Source organism: Pseudomonas sp. Sample_16 (genome assembly GCF_004307665.1).
Classification (GTDB): domain Bacteria; phylum Pseudomonadota; class Gammaproteobacteria; order Pseudomonadales; family Pseudomonadaceae; genus Aquipseudomonas.
Genome location: NZ_RCOB01000181.1, coordinates 1 through 16,588, shown reverse-complemented (window position 1 = coordinate 16,588; position 16,588 = coordinate 1). Strand labels below are relative to the sequence as shown.

General features: G+C 59.9%; 17 protein-coding genes. 7 read left to right on the top strand and 10 right to left on the bottom strand.

Annotation, left to right across the window (positions count from 1 at the left end):
* Positions 1 to 142, bottom strand: a 142-nt coding sequence (locus tag D8U69_RS29885; RefSeq protein ID WP_177434485.1) for a hypothetical protein, incomplete at its 3' end; no start/stop codon positions are given.
* A 335-nt stretch (positions 143 to 477) separates the two neighbouring features.
* On the opposite strand from D8U69_RS29885, the gene rpiA reads away from it, so the two are divergent.
* On the top strand, positions 478 to 1,152 hold the full coding sequence (gene rpiA / locus D8U69_RS24530; protein ID WP_056854031.1) for a ribose-5-phosphate isomerase RpiA: 675 nt from the start codon (positions 478 to 480) through the stop codon (positions 1,150 to 1,152).
* A 124-nt stretch (positions 1,153 to 1,276) separates the two neighbouring features.
* Here the strand turns inward: rpiA and D8U69_RS24520 are convergent, their stop codons facing one another.
* From D8U69_RS24520 to D8U69_RS24505, 4 genes are all read right to left on the bottom strand, one after another.
* Positions 1,277 to 2,194, bottom strand: a complete 918-nt coding sequence (locus D8U69_RS24520) for an SdiA-regulated domain-containing protein (RefSeq protein WP_056854032.1) — start codon at positions 2,192 to 2,194, stop codon at positions 1,277 to 1,279.
* 116 nt (positions 2,195 to 2,310) lie between these two features.
* The gene (locus D8U69_RS24515; protein WP_130908347.1) at positions 2,311 to 3,237 is read right to left on the bottom strand and encodes an SdiA-regulated domain-containing protein; all 927 of its coding nucleotides are present in this window, start codon (positions 3,235 to 3,237) and stop codon (positions 2,311 to 2,313) included.
* Between the two features lie 226 nt (positions 3,238 to 3,463).
* Positions 3,464 to 4,129 (bottom strand): fumarylacetoacetate hydrolase family protein, encoded by a 666-nt coding sequence (locus tag D8U69_RS24510; RefSeq protein ID WP_020797317.1) that lies wholly within the window; start codon positions 4,127 to 4,129, stop codon positions 3,464 to 3,466.
* Positions 4,130 to 4,168: 39 nt separating this feature from the next.
* Positions 4,169 to 5,563, bottom strand: a complete 1,395-nt coding sequence (locus tag D8U69_RS24505; RefSeq protein WP_056854034.1) for an FAD-binding oxidoreductase — start codon at positions 5,561 to 5,563, stop codon at positions 4,169 to 4,171.
* A gap of 204 nt (positions 5,564 to 5,767) precedes the next feature.
* Between D8U69_RS24505 and serA the strand changes: the two genes are divergently transcribed.
* On the top strand, positions 5,768 to 6,997 hold the full coding sequence (serA, locus tag D8U69_RS24500) for a phosphoglycerate dehydrogenase (RefSeq protein ID WP_056854035.1): 1,230 nt from the start codon (positions 5,768 to 5,770) through the stop codon (positions 6,995 to 6,997).
* 45 nt (positions 6,998 to 7,042) lie between these two features.
* On the opposite strand, the gene D8U69_RS24495 is transcribed toward serA, so the two are convergent.
* Positions 7,043 to 7,468, bottom strand: a complete 426-nt coding sequence (locus D8U69_RS24495) for a DUF4399 domain-containing protein (RefSeq protein WP_056854036.1) — start codon at positions 7,466 to 7,468, stop codon at positions 7,043 to 7,045.
* 135 nt (positions 7,469 to 7,603) lie between these two features.
* Here D8U69_RS24495 and D8U69_RS24490 point away from each other — a divergent pair, with 135 nt between their 5' ends.
* Positions 7,604 to 8,188 carry a transporter substrate-binding domain-containing protein gene (locus tag D8U69_RS24490; protein ID WP_056854037.1) on the top strand — a complete coding sequence of 195 codons (585 nt, stop codon included), beginning with the start codon at positions 7,604 to 7,606 and terminating at the stop codon, positions 8,186 to 8,188.
* Between the two features lie 58 nt (positions 8,189 to 8,246).
* Here the strand turns inward: D8U69_RS24490 and D8U69_RS24485 are convergent, their stop codons facing one another.
* Positions 8,247 to 8,735, bottom strand: a complete 489-nt coding sequence (locus tag D8U69_RS24485; protein WP_130906070.1) for a DUF523 domain-containing protein — start codon at positions 8,733 to 8,735, stop codon at positions 8,247 to 8,249.
* 2 nt (positions 8,736 to 8,737) lie between these two features.
* Complete coding sequence (locus tag D8U69_RS24480; RefSeq protein WP_056854039.1) at positions 8,738 to 9,370, bottom strand: 2OG-Fe(II) oxygenase; 633 nt, start codon at positions 9,368 to 9,370, stop codon at positions 8,738 to 8,740.
* 108 nt (positions 9,371 to 9,478) lie between these two features.
* Here D8U69_RS24480 and D8U69_RS24475 point away from each other — a divergent pair, with 108 nt between their 5' ends.
* Positions 9,479 to 10,231: a DUF2059 domain-containing protein gene (locus D8U69_RS24475; protein ID WP_056854040.1), complete on the top strand. Its 753-nt coding sequence runs from the start codon at positions 9,479 to 9,481 to the stop codon at positions 10,229 to 10,231.
* 111 nt (positions 10,232 to 10,342) lie between these two features.
* Here D8U69_RS24475 and D8U69_RS24470 read toward each other — a convergent pair whose 3' ends face one another.
* Positions 10,343 to 11,290, bottom strand: coding sequence for an alpha/beta hydrolase (locus D8U69_RS24470; RefSeq protein ID WP_130908346.1), 948 nt, complete (start codon positions 11,288 to 11,290; stop codon positions 10,343 to 10,345).
* A gap of 96 nt (positions 11,291 to 11,386) precedes the next feature.
* Between D8U69_RS24470 and D8U69_RS24465 the strand changes: the two genes are divergently transcribed.
* Together D8U69_RS24465 and D8U69_RS24460 are read left to right on the top strand one after the other, a co-directional pair.
* The gene (locus tag D8U69_RS24465) at positions 11,387 to 11,968 is read left to right on the top strand and encodes a DUF6436 domain-containing protein (protein WP_130908345.1); all 582 of its coding nucleotides are present in this window, start codon (positions 11,387 to 11,389) and stop codon (positions 11,966 to 11,968) included.
* A gap of 110 nt (positions 11,969 to 12,078) precedes the next feature.
* Positions 12,079 to 14,490, top strand: coding sequence for a penicillin acylase family protein (locus tag D8U69_RS24460; protein ID WP_130908344.1), 2,412 nt, complete (start codon positions 12,079 to 12,081; stop codon positions 14,488 to 14,490).
* Between the two features lie 107 nt (positions 14,491 to 14,597).
* On the opposite strand, the gene D8U69_RS24455 is transcribed toward D8U69_RS24460, so the two are convergent.
* The gene (locus D8U69_RS24455; RefSeq protein ID WP_056854044.1) at positions 14,598 to 15,563 is read right to left on the bottom strand and encodes a DJ-1/PfpI family protein; all 966 of its coding nucleotides are present in this window, start codon (positions 15,561 to 15,563) and stop codon (positions 14,598 to 14,600) included.
* Between the two features lie 334 nt (positions 15,564 to 15,897).
* Here D8U69_RS24455 and D8U69_RS24450 point away from each other — a divergent pair, with 334 nt between their 5' ends.
* Positions 15,898 to 16,539 (top strand): HD domain-containing protein, encoded by a 642-nt coding sequence (locus D8U69_RS24450; RefSeq protein WP_130908343.1) that lies wholly within the window; start codon positions 15,898 to 15,900, stop codon positions 16,537 to 16,539.
* The last annotated feature ends 49 nt before the right edge of the window (positions 16,540 to 16,588 follow it).

The window sequence follows — 16,588 nt, the reverse complement described above, 5'->3', positions numbered from 1 at the left end:
ACACCGGCTGCAAGTCTTCGCGCTTGAGCCAGATATCGTTGCCCAGCCGCTCGGAAAGCTGGCGGGCAGACTGCAATGGGGTTTCTACGGCGACGTCGTAAACGCGCGAGGTGAGGATCTTTTTGACGTACTGTTCAAGCATCGGAAAGCATCACTGAGCGAGTTGGGCAGGACCATGGAGTCTAACCCGGCTTTTGTCCGCACGACCACACTAAACCGGTGGTTTCAGGCACCGTTGGACCATTGTGGCGAGGGAGCTTGCTGTCGCTGGAGTACGAAGCGCTCCCCCGCATTCATCCGGATGTATCGCTTACCAGGTTTTGCGACTGCTTCGCAGCCGAGCGGGAGCAAGCGCCCTCGCCACAAAAGCAATCCGGCACCCCGGCTCCAGTTCTCTGCCAATCGGACAATGACCTTCCCCGCCCCGAAGCCTATAATGCCGGCCTTTCGTTCCCTCCTCGGCACTCCGGAGCCCGCATGAACCAGGATCAACTCAAACAGGCAGTGGCTCAGGCCGCCGTCGACTTCATCCTTCCGAAACTCGACGACAAGAGCATCGTCGGTGTCGGCACCGGCTCCACCGCCAACTGTTTCATTGACGCGCTGGCCCAACACAAAGGTGCATTCGACGGCGCTGTCGCCAGCTCCGAAGCCACCGCCGCGCGCCTGAAGGGCCACGGGATTCCGGTGTACGAACTGAACACTGTCAGCGACCTGGAGTTCTACGTCGACGGTGCCGATGAAAGTGACGAGCACCTGAACCTGATCAAGGGCGGCGGCGCAGCCCTGACCCGTGAGAAGATCGTCGCGGCCGTGGCCAAGACTTTCATTTGCATCGCCGATGCCAGCAAGCTGGTGCCGGTCCTCGGCGCATTCCCGCTGCCGGTGGAAGTGATCCCGATGGCTCGCAGCCACGTGGCACGCCAACTGGTGAAACTGGGCGGCGACCCGGTCTACCGCGAAGGTGTGCTGACCGACAACGGCAATATCATCCTCGACGTGCACAACCTGCAGATCACCAACCCGGTGGAGCTGGAAACGCAGATCAATGCAATCGTCGGCGTTGTGACCAATGGCCTGTTCGCGGCGCGACCTGCAGACCTGTTGTTGCTGGGGACCAGCGAAGGCGTGAAGACCCTGCGCGCCGAGTAAGGCAAACGCATATTCCCTGTGGGAGCGGGCTTGCCCGCGATAGGGCCGTCACATTCAACATTGATGTTGACTGACAGGCCGCCATCGCGGGCAAGCCCGCTCCCACAGTGTTGCGTGGCGTTGATTAGGGTTGTGCTGGCTTCTTGAACACGTAGAACAAATTCGGCTCGCTCACCAGGTACATCGTACCGTCGTCGTCCATGGCGATCCCTTCCGCTTGCGGCACGGTCTTTTTCAGCCCCTGGCGCCCCTTGCTCAGTGACATGGTGCTCAGCGGTCGGCCGTCGACATCCAGCTCCAGAATCAACCGCGACTCGTCAGACAGCGCCATCAAGTGGCCGCTGCGCTCGTCGTATTGCAGGCTCGACAGATCACGCACGAACATCCCGGCATCGCGCTTGGGGTTGTTGATCACGTGCACCGCGTAAGATTTTTCCGGATTGAAATGCGGAAACCCGTGCACTTCATAGATCAGCATCGGGTCGCGCTCCTTGGCGACAAACAGACGCTTGCCCACCGAATCGTAAGCCAAGCCCTCAAAACCCTTGTTGCCGCTCATGTGCACACCAAGGGTCATTTGTTCCGCGTCCGCCGAGTCGAGGAAGGTGGTGTCGTCCTCCAGACGGATCTTGATCAGTCGCTGCTCACGTTCATCGGTGATGACATAGGTGTCGGCACTGATGAACTCAACGGCTTCCGGATCACCAAATCCGATCAAGGCAATGCGGCGAAGGATCCTGCCGTCCAGGGACAGTTCGATCAGTTCCGAGTTTTTATTGGTGACGGTGAACAGGCTTTTGCGCACCGGGTCGTAGGTCAGTGCCGAGACGTCATCATCGAGCCCCTCGATGACCTGCGCTTCCAAAACCACTTGATACTGGTCAAGGGCAATAGACTGGGTACTTAACGGCTGCCAGAGCGTGTGCAGATTGAACCAGGTCCGCTCAAACAGGCGCAGATACTGGCCGACCGCGATCAACACGATCAACGCAATCACCGACAGCATGAGAATCAGGGGTTTGGGGCGGGCAAATCGACGCATTGGAGGCAGGCTCGGAATTAGATCAGGCGGATGAAATATCACGCCTGTCTGAATTGAAGCTTAATGGCCACTTGCCCGCTCCTACAACCGACGCTGTAAATTCCTACAAAATTGTTTCAACGCTGTTTTTCAAAACGGTAAAACAGGTTCGGCTCGCTGACGAAATACAGGTTACCGGCCTCGTCCATGGTCACGCCTTCGGCGCGAGGGATGGTGTTTTTCAGGCCGTTGAAACCGCGCAGCAGCGTCATGAAACTGACCTGCTCGCCTTTTTCGTCGAGCTCCAGCAACAGGTGCGAATCAGCGGACAATACCAGGGTGTGGCCGGTCCGCGGATCGATGGCCAACGCTGACAGATTGCGAATATCCAGTTCGTCACTGGCCAATGCCTGCTTGTCACCGATCAGCTTCTGGCCATCACCCTTCCAGGTGAACAGCGCCGGTGGCCGTTCTTCGCCAAGCAGCAACTGCTGGTTACGCGGATCCCAGGTAACGGCTTCGAACGCCTTGTTCTGGTCTTTCGAGAGGCCCAGGTCATACTTGGGGAAGTTGGCGATGTTCAGCTCGCGGGTGTCGGCATCGACCTTGACGATGCTCACCAAGTGGTCACGCTCATCGACGATGGCCAGCAAACCACTGCCCATCACAGTGACGCCTTCGGGGTTGCTCCAGCCCACCAGAGGCATCTTGCGCAACACATCGCCCTGCAACGACAGCTCGACCAGGAACGGGTTTTTACCCATGACTGAAAACAGGGTCTTGGTCTGGGGATCGTAGGCAATGTCCGAAGCTTCATCCTTTTCCATGCCCGGCAGCGGCTTGGCGTCGATCACCGCGTGATAGTCCGGCAGCCAGACACTCTCCTGACGCTCGGCGGCGCTTTCGAAGCGTTCCTGGAGCCAGAGCACCCCGCGATCATCCCAATGCATGGCAAACGCCAGGCCGTATGCAATGGCGGCCACTAGCAAAAGCCAGGAATACCAACGCAAGGCAAAGCGTGAGCGACGGACAGGTTTGAGCGTGGTGAGCGGTGGAGTGGCCATCAGGGATGCGTTCCAGAAATTCAGGCTAGGGGTAATAGCACAATTGGGATCGGCTCAGACGCCGAAATCCCGGGAATTATCCAGACCGAATGTGAAAAAACCGGGAAATGGCAGCAACGCCTTCCGACCAGTAGGAGCAAAGCTTGCTCGCGATGAACGATAACCCGGTGTGTCAGGTATACCGCCATCGCGGGCAAGCCACGCTCCTACAGGGCTTGGTGCCGACTTAACGGACGCTGCTGGTGAAGCTGCTGGCGCCCGGCAGTTCCAGAACGATTTCGTCGCCAACATTCAACGGACCAACGCCCACCGGCGTGCCGGTCAGGATCACATCGCCCGCTTGCAGGGAGAAGCAGCCGGCCATGTGCTGGATCATCGGCACGATCGGGTTGAGCATCGCGCTGCTATTGCCGTCCTGGCGTACTTCACCGTTGATGGTCAGGCGGATGCCGATGTCAGTCAAATCAGCGAACGTGCTGCCGGAAACGAACGGAGCGATCACCGCCGCGCCATCGAAGGACTTGGCGATTTCCCAGGGCAGCCCCTTGGATTTCAGCTCGGCCTGCTTGTCGCGCAGGGTCAGATCCAGCGCCGGGGCAAACCCGGAGATGGCGTCGAGCACTTCTTCCACACTCGGCTTGGTCGACAAGGGCTTGCCGATCAACACCGCGATTTCCGCTTCGTAATGCACCGAACCACGCTCGGTCGGAATGCTGAAACCACCTTCCAGCGGCACCACGCAACTGCCCGGCTTGATGAACAGCAGCGGCTCGGTCGGTACCGGATTATCCAGCTCCTTGGCGTGTTCGGCGTAGTTACGGCCGATGCACACCACTTTTCCCAGCGGGAAGTGAATGCGCGTACCGTCGACATACTGGTGCTGATAGCTCATTACCGACTCCTGCTTCGTTGGCTCTTAAAGTTCGAAAAATCAAACAGCGAAAATCTTGCCCGGGTTCATGATGCCGTTCGGATCGAACACCGCTTTGACCGCTTTCATGTACTCGATCTCAACCGGCGAACGGCTGTAGGTCAAGTAATCACGCTTGGTCATGCCCACGCCGTGCTCGGCAGAAATCGAACCGTTGTACTTCTCGACGGTTTCGAACACCCACTTGTTGACGGTGGCGCACTTGGCGAAGAACTCGTCCTTGCTCAGGTTTTCCGGCTTGAGGATGTTCAAGTGCAGGTTGCCGTCGCCGATGTGACCGAACCAGACGATCTCGAAATCCGGGTAGTGCTCGCCAACGATCGCGTCGATTTCCTTCAGGAAGGCCGGGACTTTCGACACGGTGACCGAAATGTCGTTCTTGTACGGCGTCCAGTGGGAAATGGTTTCGGAGATGTATTCACGCAGCTTCCACAGGTTCTGCAGCTGGGTTTCGCTCTGGCTCATCACGCCGTCCAGCACCCAGCCCTGCTCGACGCAGTGCTCGAAGGTTTCCAGGGCGTGGTTGGCCACTTCTTCAGTGGTCGCTTCGAATTCCAGCAGCGCGTAGAACGGGCAGTCGGATTCGAACGGAGCGGGTACATCACCGCGAGCCATGACTTTGGCCAGGGCCTTGTCGGAGAAAAACTCGAACGCCGTCAGGTCGAGTTTGTTCTGGAAGGCGTGCAGTACCGGCATGATCGAGTCGAAATCGGCGGTGCCGAGGACCATCGCGGTGAGGTTTTTCGGCGCACGATCCAGGCGCATGGTCGCTTCCACGACAAAACCGAGCGTGCCTTCTGCGCCGATGAACAACTGACGCATGTCGTAGCCGGTGGCGTTCTTGATCAGGTCACGGTTCAGCTCCAGCACGTCGCCCTTGCCGGTGACGACTTTCATGCCAGCCACCCAGTTACGGGTCATGCCGTAGCGAATCACCTTGATTCCGCCGGCATTGGTGCCGATATTGCCGCCAATCTGGCTGGAACCGGAGGAGGCGAAGTCCACCGGGTAGTACAAGCCATTCTCTTCGGCGACATTCTGCAGTTGTTTAGTGACCACGCCCGGCTGACAAACGGCAGTGCGGTCGGTGAGGTTCACGTCGAGGATCTGGTTCATATAGTCGAACGACACGACCACCTCGCCATTGGCCGCCACGGCCGCGGCCGACAAACCGGTACGACCACCGGACGGCACCAGGGCGACCTTATGCTTGTTGGCCCACAGGACGATGGCCTGGACCTGCTCGGTGGTCTTCGGGAACACAATGGCGGTGGGGGCCGGGGCGAAATGCTTGGTCCAATCCTTACCGTAAGCATTCAGGGAGTCGGCATCGGTCAGCACCTTGCCAGGCTCAACCAGGGTCTTCAGCTCATCAATCAGGGCAGGATTGGTCATCGACAGAACTCTCGAACAATTCATGGTCATCCTGAGAACGCTTCACGTCGCAGGAATGAGTGTTTAGCGGGGCGCATATGCTAGCATACCGACCCCGCAGCATAGTGCCCAACGGCTATTCTGCGGCGACGGCTGTCGTGCCGTCCGGGTCAGCGTCTGCTGGCTATCTCCTGCCATTTTTCTCCGGGATACAGGTTTACGCAGATGAGCAAGACTTCTCTCGATAAGAGCAAGATCAAGTTCCTTCTTCTCGAAGGCGTCCACCAATCGGCTGTCGACGTCCTCAAGGCGGCGGGCTACACCAGCATCGAGTACCTCACAGGTTCTCTGCCGGAAGCCCAGCTCAAGGAAAAGATCGCTGATGCTCACTTCATCGGCATTCGCTCCCGTACGCAACTGACCGAAGAGATCTTCGATCACGCGAAGAAGCTCGTGGCGGTAGGGTGTTTCTGCATCGGCACCAACCAGGTCGACCTGGACGCGGCTCGCGAGCGCGGCATCGCCGTGTTCAACGCCCCGTACTCCAACACCCGTTCCGTAGCCGAGCTGGTGCTGGCCGAGGCAATCCTGTTGCTGCGCGGCATCCCGGAGAAGAACGCTTCCTGCCACCGTGGCGGCTGGATCAAGAGCGCGGCCAACTCTTTCGAGATCCGCGGCAAGAAGCTGGGCATCGTCGGCTATGGCTCGATCGGTACGCAATTGTCGGTCCTGGCCGAAGGCCTGGGCATGCAGGTGTACTTCTACGACACCATCACCAAACTGCCTTTGGGTAACGCTACTCAGGTCGGCAACCTGCACGAACTGCTGGCGATGTCCGACATCGTTTCGCTGCACGTTCCGGAAACCGCTGCCACCCAGTGGATGATGGGCGAGAAGGAAATCCGCGCCATCAAGAAGGGCGGCATCCTGATCAACGCAGCTCGCGGCACCGTTGTCGAGCTGGACCATCTGGCGGCGGCCATCAAGGACAAGCACCTGATCGGCGCGGCCATCGACGTATTCCCGGTGGAGCCACGCTCCAACGACGAAGAGTTCGAAAGCCCGTTGCGCGGCCTGGACAACGTGATCCTGACCCCGCACATCGGTGGTTCCACTGCTGAAGCCCAGGCCAATATCGGTCTGGAAGTGGCAGAGAAACTGGTCAAGTACAGCGACAACGGTACGTCGGTATCGTCGGTGAACTTCCCGGAAGTGGCCCTGCCGGCTCACCCTGGCAAACACCGCCTGCTGCACATCCACGAGAACATCCCGGGTGTGATGAGCGAGATCAACAAGGTCTTCGCCGAAAACGGCATCAACATCTCCGGTCAGTTCCTGCAGACCAACGAGAAGGTTGGATACGTGGTGATCGACGTCGACGCCGAGTACTCGGACCTGGCGCAAGAGAAGCTGCAACACGTCAACGGCACCATCCGTAGCCGCGTTTTGTTCTGATCGCGACGCGAGCGAAAAAAGGGAGCCCTTCGGGGCTCCCTTTTTTTATTTGACGTTGACGGTGATTTTTTCGGACACGATTGGCGGATCGAACGGCATGTGACCGCTGTCGCCCAGTTCGAGCTGCAAAGTGTGCTTGCCCGGTGTCAGTTTTATTTCGGCCTGAGTCTGTGCCTTGCCGAAGTGCAGATGATTGGCATCGTTCGGGATCGGCTGACCCGCCGCCGGCAACTCATCGACATCGATCAGCAGGTGGTGGTGACCGGTATTCTTGGTGACGTCGCCTGCTGGCGCCAGCGCAATGTTCTCGACTGCGAACTTGACCACAACAGTCTGCGGAACTGTCGCACCGTCCTTGGGAGACACGATGGACACTTCGGCGCCTTTCGGTGCAGGCGTGGCAGCACTGGCCAGTACCGAAACGCCCATCAGCAAGCCAGCCAAAGCAGCACGTGACATAAAGGTTTTCATTCTCTTCTCCAGTTTTTCCGTAAAATCCGCGTGACCATGACAACTTCATGGTCAATCGTTGTCGAAGGCATTCGACAACCATAGCAAAGCGAACCTGAATCAGAGGGTCGCTATAAAAAATTCAAAGGAGTGACCATGCGCTTTCTGCCTGGCCTGATCTGCCTGCTACCCCTTTTGAGCCCGTTGGCTCATGCCGAATTGATTGACGACGTAAATGACCGCGGCGAACTACGCATCGCCATTGAGGCGAATACACCTCCATTCAACTTCAAGGAAGACGACAAACTCGCGGGTTTCGAAGTCGAACTGGGCCAAATGCTCGCCCAGGAACTGGATGTTCGGGCCGATTTTGTCGTCACCGATGCCAGTGATCTGCTCAATGGCGTGGAAAGCGGCAAATACGACGTTGCCATCAATCACATTACACAGACCCCGGGGCTGAAGGATCGTTTCGACTTCAGCGAGCCTTATCTCAAGACCAATGCGCAATTGGTCGCCAAGAAAGAAGAGCCGCAATCAATCTTGCTGGTGCAGTCGCTGACGGAAGAGAAGCCCAAGGCGAACCCGGTGGTTGACCTGGCGATTCCATTTCAAAAGGGCAATCCGGCGTTCCATGCCAGCCTGGAAGGTGCGTTGCAACGGATCAAGACCGATGGCCGAATGGAAAAACTGGTGGAGAAATGGTTTGGGGCGGAATCGGGCGCAGCGCCAAAACCCTGAAGACGATCGGTATCCAATGTGGGCGGGCTTGCCCGCTCCCACAGGGGGTTTATGGTGACTATCGGTTTTGGTTTGCCAGCGCCTGGGCAGCTTGCGGCAACTCCAGCTCACTGAACACCAACACTCCATGACGCTTGAGCAACGCCGCCGTCACGCCTTCGCCACTGACTTTCACACCACTGAACGTGCCGTCATAGGTGAGCAGATTGCCGCATGACGGGCTGTTGGCCTTGAGCACGGCAATGCGGATGCCATGTTTTTGTACCAGCTCCAGCGCCTGCTTCGCCCCGGACAGAAACTGCGCGCTGACGTCCTCACCCTCGGTAGTGATCACCGCTGCAAGGCCTTCAAGTACGTCACTGCCCTGCCCGCCCGGGATTTCCGCAGCCGCCCGTGGTGTTGGCAATCCTCCGGCAACTTCCGGGCATAGTGGCACGACGCGCCCCTCGTCGAGCCAACGCTGAAGCTGATCGAATGGCCCGCTGGCGCCGCCGTCGTAGCGAACGCGATGCCCCAGCAGACAGCGGCTTACCAAAATCTTCTGCATGATCAGAATGGCTCGTTGCCCCGGCGCCGGAACCAGCCGGTCAACGACAGGCGCTCCCGGGTCGCCGGCAGGACTTCATGGGGGACTTCACCTGACAGGAACACCACCAGGCATCCCCCGACCGGTACTACATCGTATTCCGCGCTTTCGTCCAGGTACATGCGCAACTGGCCACCATGCTCGGGCAGCCACGCGTCATTGAGATAGACCACCGCCGACACCATGCGCCGATCGTCGTCGCGAAACCGGTCGAGATGCCGAAGGTAAAACGCCCCAGGCGGGTACATGGCGAAATGACTTTCGAAATCCTCCAACCCCAGGAACAAACCGCGATTCATTGCCTCGCGCAGACTGTCCATCAACCCCAGATAACTGTCGCACGCGTCGGCCTGGCCCGGCTCGATCCACTGAATGTGATCGCCGCGAATGCCCTCGCGGACCTCCGATAACGGCCCACGCCCTACCGCCGCCGGGGCCAGTTCACCCTCGGCAGCACGTTTACGGCACTCGGCCGCCAGTGCCCGGGTCAGATCCAGAGGCAGGAAAATATTCTGCTGAGACCAGCCGTTGGCAGCCAGGTCGTCGACGATACGTAACAGCAGCGGGTGATCAGAAGGTATTTGCATGGCGCGCATAGTATTCCTGCGCCTGAAAATCCGACAGAGCCGCGCAGCGGGTTGATACGAATTCTCGACAAGTCCTGATGCCACACGGAGAATAGTCGCCTGCCGACAGGAGTCCCTATGCGCCGTTTGCTTTTCTCACTGCTGATGTTCTGTGTATTGCCCGCCTGGGCAGACGGCCACGACCAGTTGTACAAGGTCGCCGGCTGGCCGGAACAACGCGCGCATTTCAACGATGCCCTTGCCGCCGCGCAAAAACGATACGAAAGCAGCCTGCCACCGGCGGTGTTCCAGGCACTGGTCAATAACAGTAATCAGCGGTTTTCCCCCAACGCCGTGGACCAGCGCGCGCAAGCGCAGCTGCGCAAGAACCTCGTCGATCCAAAACCGGCTTTGGCGTTCTTCCAGTCACCGCTGGGCAAGAAAATCGTCGCTGCCGAATTACTCGCCACCCGTCGCGACCAATTGGCAAAAAACGCCAAGGGTTTGCCGAAAATGCAGGCCAGCGACAGCCGCCTGCTGATCATCGGCCATCTGGCCCAGGCCCTGCCCGCCCGTGAAGCTGGCGCCGAGGTCAGCCTGGCGATTGCCGGTGTCGCCGCCGACAGCCTGAGCTCGATGATCCCCGGCCTGCTCGGCGCCGGGCAGGCGCAGGGCATGTTGAACGGTCAGCGCCAGCGCTTGATGGAGCAGATCGGCAGCGATCTGAACAACACGCTGCTCTACGTCTATCGCGACCTGTCGGATGAAGAGCTGGAAGAGTTCGCCACGTTTGCCGAATCGGCAGAAGGCAAGGCGTATTACCAGGCAGCACTGGCGGCGATCAAGGCCGGGTTGGCGGTGGGGCAGAGTTCTTCAAACCTCGGCCAGTGATCTTCGGCGCCATATAGATCGCCATCGCCAGCAGGCTGGCTCCCACATTGGATTTGTAGACACCGGACCATTGTGGGAGCCAGCCTGCTGGCGATGGGGCCCGAACTATCGCTACAAATTCCTGCCCTTTATCCGCTTGCTCAAGAACCCGAAATACTCCCCGCGCAACACCAGCGCCTCATTCGCCAGATGATGCCGCGCCTCGGGCAACATCAATACCTGCGGCCGGTCGAACTTTGCCCGTAATACCTCAAGGTTGTGCTGCCAATCCACGGTCATGTCCGCCTGCCCCTGCACAATCAATGGTCGACGGTTGCTGCCCGGCGCCGCTTCGATGCGTTTGATCCACTGCGCCAGCGCCCCGACCCAGGCGGTTGGCAGACGTAGCGGTTGCAAGGGGTCGGCCTGCAGGAACGGTAGAAAATCCGGATCGTTGGAGTTCTCACTGAAGCGCCGCGCAATCGCTTTGACGAATGGCCGGAGCAAGTAATAGCTGAAGTGCGACCAGCCCCACGCTCGCGGCCGCACCAGCGGCGCCAATAGAATCACCTGCCCTTGCGCCGGGCTGTTCGCCCCGGCATTCAACACATGGTCGATCACGATCGCCCCACCGGTGCTCTGCCCGCACAGGTGCCACGGTTGCGGCAGGTCGATGGATTGCGCTTCGGCAAACAGCCCTTGCAAGGTGTCCTGGTACTCGGCGAAATCCTTGATGCTCGCCCGCTCGCCACTGGACAGACCATGTCCGGGCAGGTCGCAGGCGATCACCGCAAATTGCTGATCGAGCGCCCACTCGATCACATGACGATAGAGCCCGGTGTGATCGTAAAAACCATGAAAGACAAACAGGGTCGCTTTCGCCTGCTGCGGCCACCAGACCTGGCTGACCACCTCATAGCCGTCGACTTGAAAACGCCCCAGGCCGCGGCGCACGTCGCGCGACGAAAAATCCAGTCCGTAAAATCGCTGATAGGCCTGCGCCTGCGCTGACAACGGCTGACCTTCAGCCAGTGGCCGCAGGCTGGCGCGCAGATCGTTGGGGTCGAAAGTGGCGGGCATGAACGATTCCATTACCTGAAACGGACTTTATGGACCTGCGATATTCATCTGTCGCAGCAAGCATGGCAAGCTAGCCGACCTTCGAGGATTGAACCGATGCGCTCGCCCGTTCGTGCCACCCTGTTTGTCAGCCTGCTGACTCTGCTCTGCGCCGCAGTGCTGTGGGCGGCTTACGACTGGTTCCAGGGGCGCTACCTGCGCGCATTCAGCGAACACACCGCTGTGTTCTCCGGCGACCCGCTGCGTTTACCCGACACCCTTGCCGGACCGGGCGCCATCCGTCTGGTGCATTTCTGGGACCCGGCCTGCCCGTGCAACGTCGGCAATCAACAACACCTCAGCGAACTGGTTGAACAGTACGTACCAAAAGGCGTTGAATTCTATGCGGTGCAAAAAACCGGCAGCCACGGACAACTGCCGAGCAACCTGAGCAGCCTGAAAACACTGACCATCCTGCCCGGCTCCGAACAAGTCCCCGCCAGCCCTGCCGTGGCGATTTGGGACCGCACCGGCAAACTGGCGTACTTCGGCCCTTACAGCGAAGGCCTGACTTGCAACTCGGGCAACAGTTTTATCGAGCCGATCCTGCAAGCGTTAAACGAAGGTCGTGCAGTGAGTGCCACGCACACACTGGCCGTAGGGTGTTACTGCCCGTGGCCTGCCACTACGACTCAGTAGCGACAAACGCCGCAATACGAATCCCTCCTACGGGCGATGCCTGTTTACGGTGAGCCGTGTTAAACAGTGGCACCAGGGATTTGCTGCCACCATAACAACAAGGAGTCACCATGAAACGTAGCCTGACCGCACTCGGTTTGTTGGTCGTCGCAATCGCTGCCGCTGGCGGCTGGTACGTCTACAGCAAGCAGCCGACACGTCAGGGCATGGTGGAGCTGCAACACCTGCAAGGCTCGGTCACCGTACGTTACGACGAGCGCGGCATCCCGCACATCCGCGGCGAAAACGAAACCGATCTGTACCGCGCGCTTGGCTACGTCCACGCCCAGGATCGACTGTTCCAGATGGAAGTCCTGCGGCGCCTCGCCCGGGGGGAGCTGGCGGAGGTGCTGGGGCCGAAGCTGCTCGACACCGACAAATTGATGCGCAGCCTGCGCATTCGCGAACGTGCCGAAACCTACCTGGCCAATCTGGACCAGCAATCACCGGCCTTCATCGCCATGCAAGCCTATCTGGACGGTATCAACCAGTATCAGGACAGCCATGCAAAACCCGTGGAGTTCGATGTACTGGGTATCCAGAAGCGCCCGTTTACCGCCCAGGACACCATCAGCATCGCCGGCTACATGGCCTACAGTTTTGCCGCAGCGTTCCGTACCGAACCGCTGCTGACCTACGTTCGCGATCAACTCGGCTCGCAATACCTGAACGTTTTCGACCTCGACTGGCAGCCCAAAGGCGTGCTGGCCAAGCAACACAACGCCGCCGCACCAACCCTCGCCAACGCGGACTGGAAAGACCTCAACGCCCTCGCCCGCCTCAGTGAGCAAGCCTTGGCCGACAACGGCCTGCCGCAATTCGAGGGCAGCAATGCCTGGGTGGTCGCCGGCAATCACACCAAAAGTGGCAAGCCGCTGCTGGCCGGCGATCCGCATATCCGTTTCTCCGCGCCGTCGGTGTGGTACGAGGCGCACCTCTCGGCACCGGGTTTTGACCTGTACGGCCACTATCAGGCCCTGATGCCTTTCGCCTCGCTGGGCATGAACCGTGATTTCGGCTGGAGCATCACCATGTTCCAGAACGACGACCTGGACTTGATCGCCGAGAAGGTCAACCCGGACAACCCCAATCAGGTCTGGTATCGCGGCAAGTGGGTTGATCTGGTGAGCAGCGAACAGCAGATCGCGGTGAAGGGCCAGGCACCGGTCTCCCTGGTATTGCGCCAGTCGCCCCACGGCCCGATCGTCAATGATGCGCTGGGCAACAGCGTTGGCAAAACGCCGATCGCCATGTGGTGGGGGTTCCTGGAAAGCCAGAACCCGATTCTCGAAGGTTTCTATCAGCTCAATCGCGCCGACACCCTGGCCAAGGCGCGCAGCGCGGCCGCCAAGGTTCAGGCGCCCGGCCTGAACATCGTCTGGGCCAACGCCAAGGGTGATATCGGCTGGTGGGCGGCGGCGCAGCTGCCCAAGCGGCCTGCCGGTGTAAAGCCGTGGTTCATTCTCGACGGCAGCAGTGCCGAGGCGGACAAGGACGGTTTCTACCCGTTTAGCGCCAACCCGCAGGAAGAAAACCCGGCACGGGGCTATATCGTCTCCGCCAACTTCCAGCCAGTGTCGGCGACAGGCATGGAGATTCCCGGTTACTACAACCTGGCCGACCGTGGTCAGCAGCTCAATCAACAGCTCGGCGACAAGGCCATCAAGTGGGATCTCGATGCCAGCCAGAAACTGCAACTGGGCACCACCACCGGCTACGGCCAGCGTCTGTTGGCACCGCTGCTACCAGTGCTGCGCTCGGTAGTGACGGATCCTGCCGAACTGAAACTGGTGGAGCAACTGGCGCAATGGAAGGGCGATTATCCGCTGGAGTCCACCAGCGCCACCGTGTTCAACCAGTTCCTGTTCAACCTTGCCGAAGCGGCGATGCACGATGAGCTGGGCAATGATTTTTTCGAGACGCTGCTGTCGACCCGAGTGATCGACGCTGCACTCCCGCGCCTGGCGGCCAATCCGGATTCGCCGTGGTGGGATAACCGCAACACACTCGGCAAGGAAACCCGGGCCGACACGGTCAAGGTTGCCTGGCAAGCGAGCATCGCCCACCTCAAGGCCACCCTTGGAGCGGACTTCGCGCAATGGCAGTGGGGCAAGGCGCACACGCTGACCCATGGCCATCCGCTGGGGCAGCAGAAACCGCTGGACCGGATCTTCAACGTCGGCCCGTTCGCGGCACCCGGCAGCCATGAAGTGCCGAACAACCTGTCGGCCAAGATCGGCCCGGCACCCTGGCCGGTCACCTATGGCCCGTCGACCCGCCGCCTGATCGACTTCGCCGACCCGACCCACAGCCTGACAATCAATCCGGTTGGCCAGAGTGGCGTGCCGTTCGACAGTCATTTCGATGATCAGGCCGATGCGTATGTCGAAGGGGTTTACTACCAGGCGCACCTCACTGATGAAGAGGTGACGGCCAATACCCGCAGCACCTTGAAGCTGTTGCCGGCGCGCTCAAAGCAATAGCGGTTGATTGATTGAGCGGACGCCTTCGCGGGCAAGCCGAGCTCCTACGGGATATTGAATGGCGTAAATCCCGTAGGAGCTCGGCTTACCCGCGAAGAGGCCCTTGCTTACACCATCGCCGCAAAGTTCAGCCTGAACTGCTGCGGTGTCACCCCCAACCTGCGATTGAACACGCTGCGCATGTGCTGGGCATCGCGAAAGCCGCACTGCCAGGCCACGGTCTTGAGCGGTGCCCGTGTGCTCTCGAGCATCACCCGCGCGGCATCCACTCTCGCCCGCTCAACGAACTCGGCGGGGGTGATTTTCGCTTCCTTGGCGAACACCCGGGAAAAGTTGCGCGCGCTCATGTTGGCGGCATTGGCCAGATCGGCGATGGTCAGGTCGCCCGTCAGATTGGCCAGCACATAATGCTGGACCATCGCCACCGCCGACGTCGGTTCGGCGTGAGGGGTCAGGAACGGACTGAATTGTGATTGCCCCCCGGAGCGCTGGGTGAACACTACCAATCGCTTTGCCACGTTCAGTGCCACTTCCGGTCCGTGATCGCGTGCCAGTAAATACAGCGACAGGTCGATGCCCGCCGTCACGCCGGCCGAGGTGTAGAGTTCGGCGTCCTGCACGTACAAACGATCGGCTTCGACCCGGGTCGACGGACACAATGCCGCCAGCGCCGCCGCATCGCCCCAATGTGTCGTCACCGTCCGCCCTTCCAGCAAACCGGCCCGGGCCAGCATGAACGCACCGTTGCAGATCGACCCAAAGCGTTGCGCCAACGCGCAGGCATCTCGCAGCCAGGCATTGAACGCGGCGCCAAAATCCATCAATGGCAACTGCGGACCACCGGCCACCAGCAGCAAATCGTAAGCCTGTGACGCTTTGCTGAAATGCCGATGGGCGTTCAGCGCCAGGCCATTCGAACACGCCATCACCCCGTGCTCCACGCCGATCACTTCCAGTCGATAGTGATCTTCGGGCGCCAGAAAGCGATTGGCCTCGCAGAACACATCCATGGGGCCGGTGACGTCCAGCGACTGGACGCCGGCGAACACCACGATGGCGACGGTTTTACTCATGGTTCGAAACGCCTGTATGGATCACGCTTACTGTGGCAAGAGAGCTTGCTCGCGCTCGACTGCGCAGCAATCGCAAAATCGCCGGATACGATACACCTGAATCTCGGTCGCAGATTTGGGGGCTGCTTCGCAGCCCAGCGGGAGCAAGCTCCCTCGCCACAAAAGCACGGCTACCGCGACCAACCCTAGCCAATCCGGGTCCAACAAGCGAGGCTGGCGCGATATGCATGCTCATTGGCAAGGATCGCAGCCATGGATCGATTGTCCGCTTCAAGGGCCGCGAACAGACTGGAATCCTCAGCGCCGCCACGGCGCTCACTGTGAGGAATCGTCCATGAGCACCACCATCGCCGGGATCAAAATCCCCGACAGCGTACTGGTCAAAGCAACCACCGAATACATCCGCGACATCGAATCCGACCTGCTCTACCACCACTCGCGCCGGGTGTTTCTGTTCGGCGCGCTGAGCGGTGAGCGCAAGCAACTGGCCTACAACCCGGAGCTTCTGTATGTCGGCGCGATGTTCCATGACCTGGGGCTGGTGGAAGGTTACCGCAGTGACAACGAACGCTTCGAAGTCGATGGCGCCAACGCGGCGGCGGCGTTTCTCAAGCCATACGGGCTGAGCGAAGACGATATCGAGCAAGTCTGGTTGTCGATTGCCCTGCACACCACGCCGGGCGTACCGCAGCACTTGCGGCCGACCGTGGCGCTGGTGACTGCCGGCGTCGAGATGGACGTGCTGGGGATGGACTACGCGGCGTTTTCCACTGAGCAGCGCGAAGCGGTGGTGCATGCTCATCCGCGGGGCGAGGGATTCAAGGAGTGCATCATCTGCGCCTTTGCCGACGGTTTGCGCCATCGCCCGCAGACGACGTTCGGCAACGTGAAGACCGATGTGCTGGTGGATCAGGAGCCAGGGTTCAAGCCGATGAACTTCGTCGAAGTCATCCGCAAATCCCCTTGGATTGCCTGACCGCACATGATCGTTCCTACGCTCTGCGTGGGAATGCAGCCCGGGACGC